The sequence below is a fragment of the Chryseobacterium sp. MMS23-Vi53 genome (assembly GCF_047651245.1).
Taxonomy (GTDB): Bacteria; Bacteroidota; Bacteroidia; order Flavobacteriales; family Weeksellaceae; genus Chryseobacterium.
In genome coordinates, this window is sequence record NZ_CP180265.1 from 4,103,781 (window position 1) to 4,119,114 (window position 15,334).

Below are 15,334 nucleotides of genomic sequence, written 5' to 3' on the forward strand. Positions count from 1 at the left end.
AACCGAAAACGTTTGAAAGATCTACTTTCCGAACATTTCCATTAATGAATTTTTATAAGCTTCGCCGATTTGTAGTTTTAAAAAATTTTCATTTTCAGTAGGAATGGTCGTAATAATTTCGTTGGTAGAAAATATTTTAATGGAAGATAGTGCGATGATCTCTTTTTTATTGACCTGTGCGAAATCTTTGGCCGGAAGCATTTCCAGAAGATTCTTGAAATTTAAGTTTTTCAAAACGATATTTGTTCCGTCATTTAGAATAATATCTTTGTCGCGACTATCGATTTCGGAGGTTTTAATGTAAGCGATTTGGTCTGTAAAAATTACGGTTTTACCAATGTTGGTATTCCATTCTATGAAGTCTTTTTTGTTGGATTTTTGAAGCAATTCAGTAGCTTTTTCGAAAGCTTGAGTTAACCTTTCTTTTTTGATTGGTTTTCTTACGTAATCAACTACATTTAGGTCAAATGCTTCGGCAGCGTATTCTTTGTAAGCAGTTGTAAAGATGATTTTTTTTGAACCGGATATCAATTCAGCAACCTGCAATCCGTTCATTCCGGGCATTTCTATATCTAAAATACAGACGTTACAGTCGATATTTTCAATTTCGTTTAGGAGAATTTTAGGATCGTTGAATGCTTTTACAACTTCCACGTTTTCAATTTGTTCGCATAGAAGTTTTAAATAACTGATTGCCAGTAATTCATCATCAAGAATAACGCATTTTATCATAGAATTCACCTAAATTGATTGTTAATTCTGCCGTGAAGATACCGTTTTTTGAACTTTTTTGAAGCGAATAATGATTGTTGTAGATCATTTTTAATCTTTGATCTAAAGACTGACTTCCGAAACCGCTTTTCTCTTTTTCCAGAACATTTTTCAAAGATGCCTTGTTGCTGACTTTCATAATGAAAATTCCTTCCTCAAGTTCCATTTGAATTGAAATAAATGAATCTTGTGCCAAAAAATCGGTGTGTTTAAAGGCATTTTCAATTAAATCAACGGAAATTAACGGAGCAAAAACTTTCTCTTCGTATATCGCATCAGATTTATTGATTCTTGATTTAATTCTAAAATCAAAAAGAGGATTTACTTTAATTTTATTAATTTCAATAAGGCTTAAGGCGAAATTTAATTCTTCTTTCGGACTTACAAATTTATTGTTGCTTTCGTATAGAATATAGTCTAAAACATTCGCCAATTTATCCAACGACATATACGTTTGATATGCGTGAGATTGAACAGAATTTAAAATATTTTTAAATAAATGCGGATTCAGTTTTGTACCGATATGTTCAAGCTGAACTTCATTTAACCGTTGTTCGATTATTTTATTGGCTTCCGAAAGTTTAGCATTTTTTATCTTGAATTTTTGATTTTGACTGAATAAATAAATGCTGACCGTTAAAAAAAAGAAAATAGCAAATACTCCAATGAATATCAGATAATCGTGGATCATGTAGTAATTGCCTTCCATAATTTATTATTTAAAAGCTTTTAAATTTAGTTATAAAAAAATTGACAGCTTTTTCTCTTTAATGAAATGAGGTCTCAAACTATCTTTTATTACCTCTTTTTTCAATTCTTCTATTGGGAATGCTTTTATGATGTGATCTTTTTCAACGAGTATTTTAACTTTTGGGCAATTAGAAAAACCGCATCCCATCCATAAAGTTCTTGTTTCAAAGTGTCCGTTCTTGTCTGTAAATAATATTTTAGATTCAGACAATCCTCCACTCATGCTATATTTAAAATTATCTTTTATTCCTTTTTTTCGTAATGCTTTTCTTTGAGCTAAGGAAACACTATCCATTATTTCACCCATTTTTTGAACAGTATCTCGTTTTCCAATAATTAAAGAAATTTTGGCATTTTCAATAGGTTCATTTTTATCATTATACACATTTCCTGTGTAGTGTAAGAGTGATTCACAAGAGCTTAAAGCAAATGTTATTAATAATAAACAAAAGATAGTTTTTATTTTCACTTTAAAATTTAAATAAAGCTAAAATTATTTCAATTTCTTCAAAGAATTCAAGGTCACATTTTCCTCACACTTTTCGTAAGTAATCTCGTAAGTCGGATTGTTTTCAGGATAGGTTAACAGATAATCTGGGCATGGTTTTTTCTGTGCATGACTTCTGTCGAAATCGATTTTTCCTTTTGTGATAATACTGTCTTTTAAGAACTTTTCATCAACTTTTAAAGTCGTCATTTCTGCTTTAAAATTATCAGAATATTTAAAATCTTTAGACAAAGTTTCCGCAATTACTCGGCTGTTTGGAAGATAACCACTGCAGCTTGCGCCTTTTTTGTTTAATATAAAAAATACAATAATACATCCCGGAATAAGTCCGATTGCATAGAATTTCAGTTTTTTCATTAGAAAATTAAAAGATTGATATCATGATAAGTAAGTCCGAAACGGTCGCAAATAATCTTCTTGGTGTGTCTGCCTTTGTACATGTAAAGACTTTGTTTCATTTCATTTTTGCGAACCAGCATGTTTTCGAAACCACCTTCTTCGTCGTAATTTAAAATATAGGAAAGGAAGAAATTGGAAATGGCTTTTGTCGTTGTTCTCGGCATTCTTGAAGTAAGATTCGGGAGTCCGCAATGGATGACACCATGTTTGATGATATAAGGATCTTCCATCGTTGTAAGCTCAGACGTTTCGATCACTTTTCCGTTGTCGATGGTGATGTCGATAATGACGCTGCCTTTTTTCATTTTCATGACCATGTCTTCGGTTACAATTGGGGTCATGTTTAATCTTGGAAGAGCTCCTATAACAACGTCGGCGCGTCTTAAAGCTTTGCTTAATTCTTTAGGATCGATGATGGAAGTCGGAACTCTGCTGTCGACCAATGTGTGAAGTCTCCTTAATTTAGATAATGAATTATCGAAAACTCTTACACTTGCTCCCAATCCGATGGCTGCTTTTGTCGCGAATTCTCCAACGATTCCTGCACCTAAAACTACGACTTCCGCAGGTCTTACTCCCGTGATTCCGCCCAGCATTAAACCATTTGAAAGAGCTAATAATTCGGAAGCGTAAAGGATGGAAACCGTTCCTGCGATTTCGCCGACCAATCGTACTAAAGCCAATTGTTTGTACTCGTCAACAATGAATTCGAATGCGATAGCGTTGACCTTTTTCTCTGCCAGTTTTAAGAAATAATCTTTATCTCTTAAATTGATCTGAAGTGCGGAAACCAAATACGTATTTGGTCGCATATATTCAATTTCTTCTTCTGTGGGAGGGTTTACTTTAAGAATCAAATCCTGTCCGAAAGCTTCTTTAGGATCGTTGGTGATTCTCGCCCCCGACTCAGAATATTGTAAATCTGTAAAAAATGAACCTTGTCCGGCTCCGGCTTCTATAATAATTTCGTGGCCGTGTTCTACTAAAACCTGTACTGCATCGGGTGTGATGCAAGTTCTTCTTTCATTCAGGCTGGTTTCCTTTGGAATCCCGATGCTGAATTGTTTTCCTTTTTTGATGACCTCCAGCTTTTCTTCTTTTGGCATCAGTTCCTCTTCGGTAAAAGGAGTAAAAATGTTTGTAGTACTCATCCTTTAAAATAATTAGGTTCTTACAGATCGTTATTTTACATTCAAATTCAATAGCAAAGATACATAATATTTACTCGAATGAGATTTCTCTGTTTTCGCCTGTATTTACGATGCTCATTTCGTGGTATTTAAGTCCGTAAAGTTCTTCTTCGTAAACTTCCGGCCATTCAATAATGCACAAAAATGCGTTGTCCAGATATTCTTCGATTCCGATGTCATAGACTTCTTCAATATTTTTTAAACGGTACAAATCGAAGTGGTAAATTTTTCCTTTTGGTGTATTGTATTCATTGACAATAGAGTAGGTTGGGGAATTAACTTCATCGGTACTTCCCAAATTTTTTAATAAAAATTGAGTGAATGTAGTTTTTCCTGCTCCTAGATTTCCTTTTAAAAGAAAAATATTATGTTGTAGCTGAGGAATAATTTGATCGACTATTTCCTGCCAGTCTTCGATTTTATTAATTGTAAATTTCATTTAATGAATTTTAAATTCAAGTTCAAAAATACTACAAATCATCTTTAATGAAAAGTTTAAAAACAAAAAGCTGCTTTCAAAAATTGAAAACAGCTTTAAGGTAGAGTTCTATTTTTTAATTATTTTAAAAGTTTTCTCCTCATTCGTTAATAAGCTTTTTACAATTACCAGATACAAACCTTTCTGCTTATCAGAAAATGGGATAGTAAGACTTTTCCCTGAAAAGTTTGTGGTATAAATCTTTTGTCCTGTTGAATTGAAAATTTTAACTTGATATTTATCTAATTGTGAATTTGTTTTAATATTCAATTCATCGACAGCGGGATTTGGATAAACCTGTAAAATACTTTGATTAGAATTTTCTTTAATATCCAAATTACCAAACGAACCCGAAATATCATAATAACCCAATGAGGCATATGTTGTAAATCCTGTATCCGGGGTTCCTTCACCAATTGCTGTGATGGCAAGAAAATATTTTCCTGCCTTAAGATTCATATTAATATCAATCGGCTGCCCCAAATTAGGACTTACTGCTTGGTATCTGTTCACTTCAGTTTGATTGCTGTCATACAAAATTACTTTAAGCAAAAGATCACTGTGGCGATCAATGGCTTTCACTTTTAATGAAATATTTCCATTAGGAACAGTAAAATAAAACATATCGATGTCGTTTGTTTTTTCAATTACTCCCTGATTTTGGCTGTCGAAAATTTGGCCGTTGATGATATTTAAAGGAATTGCCGTCGCAAAAGTATCTCCTGCATTATCATTTCTATAGCCAAAACCATTTGTTGCATTAGAAATGATGCTAAGATCATCTTCATGATTGGTTCCATTTATATATTCTGCTTTGCTCCACTGTGTTACAGGTTTATAATAACTTACTCCCATGATCGGAGCCCAATCTCCGTGTCCGCTATAGTAAGCGTATTGTGCTTGCCCATCATGACTTAGCCCAAAAGTATGTCCGAATTCATGAGATGCGACTTCACCTACAATTTTCCCATAAGTTCCGGAAGATAAGGTAAAAACCCAACAAGGAAGATCGCTCACCGAAAAGCTATTGATAAGCGCAAAACCTGTAAATCCAGGAGCTGCAATATCAGTCGGAGTAATAATGCATCGCGTTCTTTTATTTTCAGGATAAGTATTGAAAACATTTTCGTCGGTTGTTACATTTAGGCTGAAAGGTCTGTAATCTTCCGCTACAATTTCCCATGCTTCCAAAATATCTGCGTCGTTGACCCCGGAAGGGGCTGCATAAAATGAATTTCCGCCATTCCATCCTGTTCCGGCCGGAACAACATGTCCATCAAAGTCCATTAATAAACATCCTTCAGCACCAGGAAAACTTTGTAAGTTTGAAACATTCATCGCTTTTCCTAATTCAGATGATTTTTTTTCTTTTAAAAATCCGGGAGGCTTTTGAACGTCTGTACAAATGATTTTATCGATGTCGGCTTCTTTTACAAATACACTGTCTCTTTCGGAAAGATAAACATATGCTTTCTTATCATAAGGAAGTATAATATTTCCTTTTACTGTGTTGTTTTTTATTTGAATATGAAAAAAACTGTTCGCTTTTTCAGAGATTTCACCTTCAATATATAATGATTTGTCGATTTCTTTTTTTTCATAATTAATAATGATATCAAAAGTGTTTGTATCAGATATTTTAAGTTTAAGTTGTTTTTTATTTGAATTTAATCCTTCAAAAAGTTGATTATAAGTTCCTAGAAAATAGCGTTTTTCAATCGTTTGGGCAGAAAGGCTAAAATAAGTGAACATAACAGCCAAAATAACAGCCCATTTTTTTACAGAGAATTTAATTTTTTTCATCATTAATATTTTTAATTAAAATTTGAATTGTGTTTTTATAATTGTTTGGTATTATTTAAATATTTTTCATAATTGATTATAAGTGTTGAAAATTTAATTTTAAAATGAAATTATAAATAAAAATATTCCCTTGAAAAAGCACAAATTGGCATTGAAACGCTTTATTTAAGGGATTCCTCTTGTATAAACGATTTTATTTTTTAATAGATTCACTAACAAGTCGATATAGAAAATTTAATTTATCCACATTAAATACTATTGATTATTTTAAATATTTTATAAGTAATTAATGAATATAATGTAAGTGTTATTTTAAATACCCAAAGCATATTTTCCTATTTTTGCAGCATGATTTCTAAACAGACCATTGATAAAATATTTTCCACAATCCGAGTAGAAGAGATTGTAGGAGAATATGTGCAGTTGAAGAGAGCAGGGTCTAATTTTAAAGGACTAAGTCCGTTTCATGAAGAAAAGTCTCCCAGTTTTGTAGTTTCACCAAGTAAGCAGATTTGGAAGGATTTCTCAACAGGAAAAGGAGGAACGGCGATTTCTTTTTTAATGGAAATAGAAAATTTTACGTATCCGGAAGCTTTGCGTCACGCAGCAAAAAAATACGGAATTGAGATCGAGGAAGATCAACGTGAATTTTCTGAAGAAGCGAAAAATGCGCAATCTGAAAGAGATATTCTTTATAAAATCCATGAAATTGCAAATGATTTTTATCAAAATTTTCTTTGGGAAGTTGAAGAAGGAAAAGCTATCGGACTTTCTTATTTCAAGGAGCGTGAGCTTCGTGATGACATCATCAAAAAATTTCAGCTTGGATATTCTCCGGAGAAAAAAAATGCTTTCACAGAATTTGCTATAGAGAAAGGATATTCGAAAGAAGTTTTAGAAAAATCCGGACTTTCTATTTTCCCTGAAAATTCTCCTGCGGGAATCGACCGTTTTCGTGAAAGGGTAATTTTCCCGATTCATAGTTTTTCAGGAAGAGTTTTAGGTTTTGGAGCGAGAATTTTAAAAAATAATGTCAAAACGGCAAAATATCTCAACTCACCTGAAACGGAAATTTATCATAAATCCAACGTTCTTTATGGATTAAATCAAAGTAAACAGGCTATTTCGAGAAAAAATGTCTGTCTTTTGGTGGAAGGATATATGGACGTGATTTCGCTTCACATGTCAGGAATTGAAAATGTGGTGGCGAGTTCAGGAACATCTTTAACGACGGAGCAGATTAAACTTATCAAAAGACTTACGGAAAACGTTACGATTCTTTTCGATGGCGATAATGCAGGTATCAAAGCCAGTTTCCGAAGCATCGATATGTTGTTGACGGAAGGAATGAACATTCGCGTAATGTTGTTTCCAGACGGTGATGACCCCGATTCTTTTGCCAGAAAACATCCTCAGGAATATGTCGAGAAATTCATCGAAAATGAAGCGATGGATTTTATTGATTTTAAAGCTGAAATTCTTTTCAAGGAAGTTGGAAATGACCCGATAAAAAAAGCAGAAGCGATCCGAGATATTGTAAAATCGGTTTCTTTTGTTCAGAATGCTTTAAAAAGAGAGGTTTATTTAAAGCAGGTTTCAAATAAATTTGGTCTATCTGAGCAGAGTTTGTTTAATGAACTGGATGTTCAGAAGCAGATTACACAAAACCAGACGCAACATAATCAGCAGAGAGAGGCTCATAAACCAGCGAAGCTTGAAGTTGTTCCCAAACAGCCCGAACTTGAGGTAGATTCGGTTCAATTCAATATTCATCATCAGGAAAATAAGCTGATTGACACGATGCTGATGTTCGGTGACATGGTTCTTCAAAGAAAAAATGAGGCTCACGAACAATACGAAGTCACGGTAATTGAAGAAATTTTACAACATTTCGAAGAAGAAGGCTATGAATTTCAGATAGAAACCAATAGAAAAATCATCGAAAATATTAAAGAAGGAATTGAGCATGATGAACTTCGTGCCGGAAATTTTTTCATTACTTTGATGGACGAAGATATTACATCTAAAGTTGCCGACGCATTGCTGATTCCCGATGAACTGAGCGATTGGTCTACCAGAAATATTTTTCCGCCAAGCCTCGGAGATCACATTGCCGATGAGGTGGAAGCTAATATCTTGATTCATAAATATTACTACATTCACTTTTTAATTAAAAAAGTAACCGCCGAACTGGAAGAATATCGCGATACAGACAATGAGAAGTATTTTGATTGTATTAAAAAAATCATGATGCTGAATCAGTTTTCTATTAAACTGGTTGATAAATTGGGTTGGTCTCCGATTACTAAAATATAATTGTAATATATTTTACACTTTGTTTTCGAAAATAAGTGAAACGGCTTTGTTTATCTTGATTTTTAAATTAAATTTTAATATTTCTTTGTTTTACTTTGCGTTTAAATTATCGCTAGGGTAGACAAAGTTCTTTATTAAATTGATTGCACTTATTTAAAGATAAACAAAGGCACTTCGTTTATATAAGTAATACAAAGAATGTTACAATCTTGAATTTTATTTCAAAATACGGACGATTAATAATTTCATTTTTTTCCTCCTAAAATTTGTATGAAAAGGAAAAAATTACAATCTTTATTGATACAAATAATAGAACTTCTGCCATTATGTCCTTACATTTGTTTGGAATGATATTAGTAAAAAGTAAACTATAAAAAAGATATAATCAATATGGACATTAAAAAAGAATTCAGAGATTTCTCTGTAAAGCATTTAGGAAATAGCGGTCTTGCTACCGATCAGTATATGGGAATGTATGGTCCAACGAATCTTACGCCGTACATCATGGAAGAAAGAAGATTGAACGTTGCTCAGATGGACGTTTTCTCTCGTTTGATGATGGACAGAATTATTTTCTTGGGAACAGGAATCGACGATCAGGTTGCAAACATCGTGACTGCACAGCTTTTATTCTTAGAAAGTGCAGATCCTTCAAAAGATATTCAGATTTATATTAACTCTCCTGGTGGAAGCGTTTACGCAGGTTTAGGAATTTATGACACAATGCAGATCATTAAGCCGGACGTTGCTACGATCTGTACAGGTATTGCTGCTTCAATGGGAGCTGTATTGCTTGTTGCAGGTGAAAAAGGAAAACGTTCTGCATTAAAGCATTCAAGAGTGATGATTCACCAGCCTTCAGGTGGCGCACAAGGGGTTGCTTCTGATATGGAAATCAACCTGAGAGAGATGTTGAAACTGAAAAAAGAACTTTACGATATTATTTCAGATCACTCTGGTCAAACATACGAGTGGGTTGAAAAAGCATCTGACAGAGATTATTGGATGACTTCTACCGAAGCGAAAGATTTCGGAATGGTAGACGAAGTTTTACAGAGATCTAAAGACAAAAAATAATTTTCTTTAAGGAAAATATTGAAACGCATCAATTTTTTGGTGCGTTTTTTTGTATAGAACATTTAATAATTTGTCATTTCGACGTTAGGAGAAATCTGGTATTCACAATCACAAATACTCTCAAACCCTTTAACTCAATCAGGAGCTATTTCCAGCTATCCACTATATCTTTTTTGTTACGGCTTCCGCTTTGCTCCATCCGCAACAAAAAAGGATGCCGTTTCTATCTGGGCTATGAGAAGGAATCGTCAATGGTTCAATTGTGCATTTCAGACATAAAAAATTGACAATTTACAATTCACCTTTTTACCACCCGTCAAAAATTCCTTGAATTTTCGCCACCCGTCCAAAAGAGCGGAATTTTAGTTTCTTTTATTTCAAGACAAAAGAAATTTAACATTCTATTCAACATCAGTTTACAATCAATATCTACATTCGCAGCCATAAAAGTAAATATGAAAAAATTCTTACTGCCTGTTTTCGCATTCATAGCTTTGACTGCTTGTAACAATGATGACAATAACAATAATCAGGAAATCAATTATTCTAAACTTCCACAGGAATTTCCTTTTACCACTTTAAAAACTTTAAATGGAGTAAATATCATTAATGGAGGTTTCGGTTCCGGTGCAACCGCTCATCCTACCAATAAAGGTGAATTCTACGTCATTACCGACCGTGGTCCCAATGTGGCATATTCAAATGGAATTAAAATCTTGGTTCCGGATTTTACACCGACGATTATGCATTTTAAAATCAATGCAGACGGAAATATTGAAGTAATTAAATATATCAAGCTTAAAAATCCTTCAGGACAACCCATTACAGGTCTGCCGAATCCTGCAGGAATGGGAAGTACAGGTGAAATTGCTTATGATGCAAACGGAAATGTTTTAGGAACAGATAATTACGGATTAGACAGTGAAAGCATTGTTGCTGCAAAAGACGGAACTTTCTGGGTTTCCGATGAATATGGTCCTCATATTGTTCATTATAGTGCTGAAGGAGTGGAGTTGGAGAGAATCAGTCCGATTGGTGTAAATACAGGAACCAGAAAACTTCCTGCTGTTTTCGCGAAAAGAAGACCAAATCGCGGAATGGAAGGAATGTGTATGACTCCGGACGGGAAAATGCTGGTGGGAACAATGCAGTCAACGATGTATGTGCCAACAAAAGCTTTGGCAACGAACACAACTTTAACGAGAATTGTAACTTTTGATCTGGCAACAGGGCAGACGAAACAATATTTATATAAGCAGGATGGTGGTGCTTCAGATTCTGTTTGTGACATTACTCCAATCAGTAATACTGAGTTTTTAGTGATCGAAAGAGACGGAAATTTCGGTTCTGTTGGCGGACTTAAAAAAGTGTACAGAATCAACCTTGCGAATGCATCTGATGTTTCAGGAACGGATTTAACGGCTGTCGACGGAATGAAAATCAACGGAAAAACTCTTGAACAATCTACTTGGGCTGAATTAGGCGCTGCAGGAATAATTCCCGTTTCTAAAACTTTAGCAGTTGATCTGGTTGCTAAAATTGGTTATGAACATGATAAATTCGAAGGAATTGTATATTTGGGAAACAACAAACTGGCCGTTTTCAATGATGATGATTTTGGTGTTGCAGACGATGGCGCCGGAAATCCGAAAACAAAAATTCTTCCTAAAACGGGTAAACAAGACAAAGGAACGATGTATATAGTCGATATTCAATAATTAGATTTTGTAAAGCGGTGGTTTTCTTAACTGTCGCTTTTTTTTCCTACCACAGATTGCACAGATTTGCACAGATGATTGCGCATAATTTTTTCACATTAAAATAAAATAAAAACACAATCATCTGTGAAAATCTGTGCAATCTGTGGGAAAAAATAAAAACAAAAAAAATCGCCTTGAAAGACGATCTTTATATATAGTATTTTAATTTAAGATTAATTAAAACCCTCAATAATCTTAGAGAAATCCTCCAATTTCAAAGCAGCTCCACCAATCAAACCACCATCGATATCTGGCTGAGAGAAAATTTCTTTTGCATTATCCGGTTTTACCGAACCTCCGTAAAGGATGGAAACTTCGTCAGCAACTTCCTGTCCGTATTTCGCAGCGATGATGCTTCTAATGTAAGCGTGAATTTCCTGAGCTTGTTCAGGAGTTGCAGTTTCACCGGTTCCGATGGCCCAAACTGGTTCATAAGCGATGACAACTTTTTTAATTTCTTCCGCAGAAAGCGTGAAAAGAGCAACTTCAGTCTGGTTTTTTACTACTTCGAAATGTTGTCCTGCTTTTCTTTGTTCTAAAGTTTCACCATTACAGTAAACAGGAATTAAGCCTTTATCCAAAGCCAATTTCACTTTTCTGTTGCAGTGAGAATCTGTTTCACCGTGGTATTGTCTTCTTTCAGAGTGTCCGATCAAAGAGCCGGTAGCATCGATAGACTCAAGCATATCTACAGAAATTTCTCCTGTGTAAGCCCCGCTTTCGTGCTCGCTGATATCTTGTGCAAAAACTCCGATTTCGTCTTTTTCGAAAATATCTTTAGCCATCATTAAATATAAAGCCGGAGGTGCAATCCAAACTTCACAGTTTGTTGCATTGTTGTTTTTATAGCTTAGTAATTGAACCATTAATTGCTGTGCATCAATTACATTTTTGTTCATTTTCCAGTTTCCTGCAACTATTTTTCTTCTCATAGATCTATTTTTATTGTTTAAAATTAATTAGGGTTTACAACTAATTTCTAACTTTAAATTAATTAATATTCCAAAGGTTTTTCAAAAGCGTATAGAAAGTATGTTCTTCGTCTGTTACTTTATTGTCAGCTTTGATTAATGTTTTGGCAAACTGAACGAAGTTCAGACGTTCTTCTTCTGTAGAATCGTCCATGAAGCAACGCGCATGGAATTCAAAATGATCTTTCCATTCCTCCGGCTGAAGCAACGCGATTACTTCAAGCTCGTTATCCAAGTTCATTTTAAAAGGAAATTCATCAGCCAGATATTGTTGAACAAGCATTCCTTCCTCAGGTGCAAATTCTCCGTCTACAGATGAAAGAATCATTAATAAATGGTAACCGGCGATCGGTTTATTTGATTTTTGCATTATATAAATGTATAGTTTGTTGATAGTTTATAGTTGACGGTTGATTGCTAAAACTCACAATTCACCGTTCACAATTGACTACTTTAAATAGTCTTTTGCAGGTTGTTTGTCTACAATTTTTCCGTTTTGTAAAATTAAAACAAACGGATTACTTCTTGCAATTGTTTTGATGGCTGTTCCGTCCATCATTGCGTTTTTAATAGTTTTAAATGTATTCGGAAGCGTTGAAACTCCTAAAATTACATTCGGTCTTTCAGCTTTTACTTTTGCTTCAATTTGTTTTAATAATTCAGGAGAAACATTTTGAGGATGGTAAGAAAAAACTAAGATTGCTTTTGGAGCGTTGATTACTTCCTGAGTCAGATCCTGACCTGTAGGATCTTCGATTTTAAACTTCACGATTTCGGATTTGTAACCTTCTTTTACAAGAACAGACTCATTTTTTCCTTCCTCAATTTTCCACGGTGAACCTTCCGCCCAATATTCTGTTTTCTTGATGTAATCGTCCTGATTTACCTTCAAAGCTTCTCCGGTTTTCGAATTTTTAAGAGAGTAAAAAGTTTTATATTCTGATGGATTTTTATTAATTTTTTCCTTTTCAGCTTTTAAATCTGTTCCAATTTTATAATCTCGAAAATCGATAAGTGGTTCATGTACAATTCCATGAGCGCCCACAAGGATCATTACAATAGAGAAAATTCCCAATAAGATATATCTAAATTTATTACCGGAATCCTTTTTGCCATTGTAGCTGTACGCATCTTTTTTCTTAAATTCTTTTCTGTAAAGAATAAATACAACGATTAATCCTACCAAAAGCACAATATCCTTAATGAAACTCTGCCAAGGTGTAAATTTTATAGCATCTCCAAAACATCCGCAATCCGTCACAACATTGAAATAAGCCGAATAAAATGTAAGGAAACCAAAGAAAATACAAAGCGCAATGAGTGCTGAAAGGGTGAATTTAAGTTTTAATTTGATTAAAAGCATAAATCCTAAAAGAAGCTCCAAAATCACAACAAATACCGAAAGTGGTAGTGCAAATTTTTCTAAAAACGGCATATCGAAGACGTTGGGAGCAAAATATTCTTCCATTTTGAAAGAAAAACCTACCAAGTCTACCGCTTTTACGAAGCCCGAAAGGATGAAAATAATTGCGATTATGAAACGTAATAAACCTTTAATCATAGCTAAATTGTTTTGGATTCGACGTTGTTTTCTTTTTCAGAGAATTTTATTAAGCAGAAAACGGCATAATTCAACATGTCAAAATAATTGGCATCTAAACCTTCAGAAACGATGGTAATACCTTGATTATCTTCAATTTGTTTTGTTCTTAAAACTTTCTGATAAATCAAATCAGTGATCGAAGAAATTCTCATGTCTCTCCACGCTTCGCCATAATCATGATTTTTTCTCTCCATTAAATTCTTAGCATCGGCGGAATATTTATCGTAAAGATTTAAAATCTCTTCTTTATTTTCGTTAAAATCGTTGGAAAAACCTTTTTCAAGCTGAATCAGTCCGATGATAGAATAGTTTACAATGGCAATGAATTCATCTTCTTCACTTTCATCCACCATTTTTTTGTCGGTCATTTGTAACGTTCGGATTCTGTTAACCTTAATGTAAATCTGATCCGTAATAGAACTTGGTCTTAAAACTCTCCAAGCTGCCCCGTAATCCTGTAATTTTTTGCTGAATAATTCGCGGCACTGACCAATAACTTTCTCGAACTGTACTGATGTTTCTGACATAAATTCTCTTAATCTTTCAAATATACGAATTTTTGGGTTTGAGAGCGGTTGGAATGGGAGAGTTTTAGGGTTTGAGGGTTTTAGAGTTGAAGTTTGAATAAATGACTTTTGTTTTTTGAACTTTCAAATTTCTGCTTTTCTTTTTTATGTTAAATTTGTAGGATAAATTTCAATTCATAATTCCGACAATGTCTAATAATAAATCGTCCAACTCCAGAACTCTCCAATCCTCCAACTCTCCAACTTATTCACTCTCAGATACTCCAACTCTTAAACGCCCCAACTCAATCAACTGCAACGGAAGATTAGTGGATTTAACAGTTCCAAAGATCATGGGAATTTTGAATCTTACCCCAGATTCTTTCTCTGATGGCGGACAATTTAATAATGAAAAATCAGCGTTGGAACATGCCGAAAAGTTATTGAAAGAAGGAGCGGAAATTATCGATATTGGACCTCAGTCGACACGCCCAAAAGCGGAATATTTGAGTGCAGAAGATGAAATTAAAAGAATCGGAAATATGATTTCTTTAACAAAAAAAGAATTTCCGGAAGTTTTGATTTCTTTAGATACATTTTACTCTGAAACGGTAAAGTTCGGTTTTAATGAAGGAATTGATATTGTTAATGATATTTCGGGAGGGCAGTTTGATGAAAATATGTTTGATGCTGTTGCGAAAACCAAGCTTCCTTATATTTTAATGCATGTAAATCCTTCTTACGAAACGATGCATGATAAAATAAAATTCGCTGATATTACACTTTCTGTGAATCAATATTTTTCTGAAAAAACGAACGAACTTTTAGAAAGAGGAGTGAATGATATTATTTTAGATCCCGGTTTTGGCTTTGGAAAAACTGTAGAAGATCAGATGAAAATGATCAATGAAGTTGGGTTTTTAGGGTTTGGAAAATTTCCTTTGTTGATTGGAATTTCAAGGAAATCTTTTATTTACAAACCTCTTGGAAAGTCTCCTTTGGAAATTAATGAAGAAACTCAGCAGCTTCACATGAAAGTTTTACAACAAGGAGCGAAAATTTTGAGGGTGCACGATGTTGCTGAGGCAAAGAAAATACTGGACGAATTTCTAAATAAATCTTTATAGAGGTATGTTTTGGGCTCGGCGGCGAAGCCGCCGAGCCCAAAACATATTTTATTATATAATAAAATACTCCGACGA

At 34.0% G+C, this 15,334-nt stretch carries 15 protein-coding genes; 4 read left to right on the forward strand and 11 right to left on the reverse strand.

Annotated features, from left to right (window positions below):
* Positions 1 to 21: 21 nt before the first annotated feature.
* The 7 genes from ACKX2A_RS18345 to ACKX2A_RS18375 form a co-directional block, all read right to left on the reverse strand.
* Positions 22 to 732: a LytR/AlgR family response regulator transcription factor gene (locus ACKX2A_RS18345; RefSeq protein ID WP_415326372.1), complete on the reverse strand. Its 711-nt coding sequence runs from the start codon at positions 730 to 732 to the stop codon at positions 22 to 24.
* Positions 710 to 1,480 carry a histidine kinase gene (locus ACKX2A_RS18350; RefSeq protein WP_415326373.1) on the reverse strand — a complete coding sequence of 257 codons (771 nt, stop codon included), beginning with the start codon at positions 1,478 to 1,480 and terminating at the stop codon, positions 710 to 712. The genes ACKX2A_RS18345 and ACKX2A_RS18350 overlap by 23 nt, the downstream gene beginning before the upstream one ends.
* 30 nt (positions 1,481 to 1,510) lie before the next feature.
* The gene (locus ACKX2A_RS18355) at positions 1,511 to 1,990 is read right to left on the reverse strand and encodes a hypothetical protein (RefSeq protein WP_415326374.1); all 480 of its coding nucleotides are present in this window, start codon (positions 1,988 to 1,990) and stop codon (positions 1,511 to 1,513) included.
* A 24-nt stretch (positions 1,991 to 2,014) separates the two neighbouring features.
* Complete coding sequence (locus tag ACKX2A_RS18360) at positions 2,015 to 2,386, reverse strand: hypothetical protein (protein ID WP_415326375.1); 372 nt, start codon at positions 2,384 to 2,386, stop codon at positions 2,015 to 2,017.
* A complete protein-coding gene (locus ACKX2A_RS18365; RefSeq protein WP_415326376.1) occupies positions 2,386 to 3,579 on the reverse strand; it encodes an alanine dehydrogenase in 1,194 nt (397 codons plus the stop codon). The genes ACKX2A_RS18360 and ACKX2A_RS18365 overlap by 1 nt, the downstream gene beginning before the upstream one ends.
* A gap of 70 nt (positions 3,580 to 3,649) precedes the next feature.
* Entirely contained in the window at positions 3,650 to 4,057 is a 408-nt protein-coding gene (tsaE, locus tag ACKX2A_RS18370) for a tRNA (adenosine(37)-N6)-threonylcarbamoyltransferase complex ATPase subunit type 1 TsaE (RefSeq protein WP_415326377.1), read from the reverse strand.
* 108 nt (positions 4,058 to 4,165) lie between these two features.
* Positions 4,166 to 5,899: a T9SS type A sorting domain-containing protein gene (locus tag ACKX2A_RS18375; RefSeq protein ID WP_415326378.1), complete on the reverse strand. Its 1,734-nt coding sequence runs from the start codon at positions 5,897 to 5,899 to the stop codon at positions 4,166 to 4,168.
* A 348-nt stretch (positions 5,900 to 6,247) separates the two neighbouring features.
* Between ACKX2A_RS18375 and dnaG the strand changes: the two genes are divergently transcribed.
* The 3 genes from dnaG (at position 6,248) to ACKX2A_RS18390 (ending at position 11,010) form a co-directional block, all read left to right on the forward strand.
* Positions 6,248 to 8,215: a DNA primase gene (gene dnaG / locus ACKX2A_RS18380; RefSeq protein ID WP_415326379.1), complete on the forward strand. Its 1,968-nt coding sequence runs from the start codon at positions 6,248 to 6,250 to the stop codon at positions 8,213 to 8,215.
* Between the two features lie 390 nt (positions 8,216 to 8,605).
* Positions 8,606 to 9,292, forward strand: coding sequence for an ATP-dependent Clp endopeptidase proteolytic subunit ClpP (clpP, locus tag ACKX2A_RS18385; RefSeq protein ID WP_415326380.1), 687 nt, complete (start codon positions 8,606 to 8,608; stop codon positions 9,290 to 9,292).
* 455 nt (positions 9,293 to 9,747) lie between these two features.
* On the forward strand, positions 9,748 to 11,010 hold the full coding sequence (locus ACKX2A_RS18390; protein ID WP_415326381.1) for an esterase-like activity of phytase family protein: 1,263 nt from the start codon (positions 9,748 to 9,750) through the stop codon (positions 11,008 to 11,010).
* A gap of 215 nt (positions 11,011 to 11,225) precedes the next feature.
* On the opposite strand, the gene tpiA is transcribed toward ACKX2A_RS18390, so the two are convergent.
* The 4 genes from tpiA to ACKX2A_RS18410 form a co-directional block, all read right to left on the reverse strand.
* Positions 11,226 to 11,984 carry a triose-phosphate isomerase gene (tpiA, locus tag ACKX2A_RS18395; RefSeq protein ID WP_415326382.1) on the reverse strand — a complete coding sequence of 253 codons (759 nt, stop codon included), beginning with the start codon at positions 11,982 to 11,984 and terminating at the stop codon, positions 11,226 to 11,228.
* Between the two features lie 58 nt (positions 11,985 to 12,042).
* A complete protein-coding gene (locus tag ACKX2A_RS18400) occupies positions 12,043 to 12,393 on the reverse strand; it encodes a TerB family tellurite resistance protein (protein WP_415326383.1) in 351 nt (116 codons plus the stop codon).
* Between the two features lie 78 nt (positions 12,394 to 12,471).
* Positions 12,472 to 13,584, reverse strand: coding sequence for a BT_3928 family protein (locus tag ACKX2A_RS18405; RefSeq protein WP_415326384.1), 1,113 nt, complete (start codon positions 13,582 to 13,584; stop codon positions 12,472 to 12,474).
* Positions 13,585 to 13,586: 2 nt separating this feature from the next.
* Complete coding sequence (locus tag ACKX2A_RS18410) at positions 13,587 to 14,153, reverse strand: DUF1599 domain-containing protein (RefSeq protein ID WP_415326385.1); 567 nt, start codon at positions 14,151 to 14,153, stop codon at positions 13,587 to 13,589.
* Between the two features lie 332 nt (positions 14,154 to 14,485).
* Between ACKX2A_RS18410 and folP the strand changes: the two genes are divergently transcribed.
* The gene (gene folP, locus ACKX2A_RS18415) at positions 14,486 to 15,259 is read left to right on the forward strand and encodes a dihydropteroate synthase (protein WP_415329497.1); all 774 of its coding nucleotides are present in this window, start codon (positions 14,486 to 14,488) and stop codon (positions 15,257 to 15,259) included.
* Positions 15,260 to 15,334: the final 75 nt, after the last annotated feature.

Bases quoted from the DNA above. Each gene is read 5' to 3' on its own strand.
- ACKX2A_RS18345 (WP_415326372.1), bottom strand. From the start codon at position 732: ATGATAAAATGCGTTATTCTTGATGATGAATTACTGGCAATCAGTTAT.
- ACKX2A_RS18350 (WP_415326373.1), bottom strand. From the start codon at position 1,480: ATGGAAGGCAATTACTACATGATCCACGATTATCTGATATTCATTGGA.
- ACKX2A_RS18360 (WP_415326375.1), bottom strand. From the start codon at position 2,386: ATGAAAAAACTGAAATTCTATGCAATCGGACTTATTCCGGGATGTATT.
- ACKX2A_RS18365 (WP_415326376.1), bottom strand. From the start codon at position 3,579: ATGAGTACTACAAACATTTTTACTCCTTTTACCGAAGAGGAACTGATG.
- tsaE (WP_415326377.1), bottom strand. From the start codon at position 4,057: ATGAAATTTACAATTAATAAAATCGAAGACTGGCAGGAAATAGTCGAT.
- ACKX2A_RS18375 (WP_415326378.1), bottom strand. From the start codon at position 5,899: ATGAAAAAAATTAAATTCTCTGTAAAAAAATGGGCTGTTATTTTGGCT.
- dnaG (WP_415326379.1), top strand. From the start codon at position 6,248: ATGATTTCTAAACAGACCATTGATAAAATATTTTCCACAATCCGAGTA.
- clpP (WP_415326380.1), top strand. From the start codon at position 8,606: ATGGACATTAAAAAAGAATTCAGAGATTTCTCTGTAAAGCATTTAGGA.
- ACKX2A_RS18390 (WP_415326381.1), top strand. From the start codon at position 9,748: ATGAAAAAATTCTTACTGCCTGTTTTCGCATTCATAGCTTTGACTGCT.
- tpiA (WP_415326382.1), bottom strand. From the start codon at position 11,984: ATGAGAAGAAAAATAGTTGCAGGAAACTGGAAAATGAACAAAAATGTA.
- ACKX2A_RS18400 (WP_415326383.1), bottom strand. From the start codon at position 12,393: ATGCAAAAATCAAATAAACCGATCGCCGGTTACCATTTATTAATGATT.
- ACKX2A_RS18405 (WP_415326384.1), bottom strand. From the start codon at position 13,584: ATGATTAAAGGTTTATTACGTTTCATAATCGCAATTATTTTCATCCTT.
- ACKX2A_RS18410 (WP_415326385.1), bottom strand. From the start codon at position 14,153: ATGTCAGAAACATCAGTACAGTTCGAGAAAGTTATTGGTCAGTGCCGC.
- folP (WP_415329497.1), top strand. From the start codon at position 14,486: ATGGGAATTTTGAATCTTACCCCAGATTCTTTCTCTGATGGCGGACAA.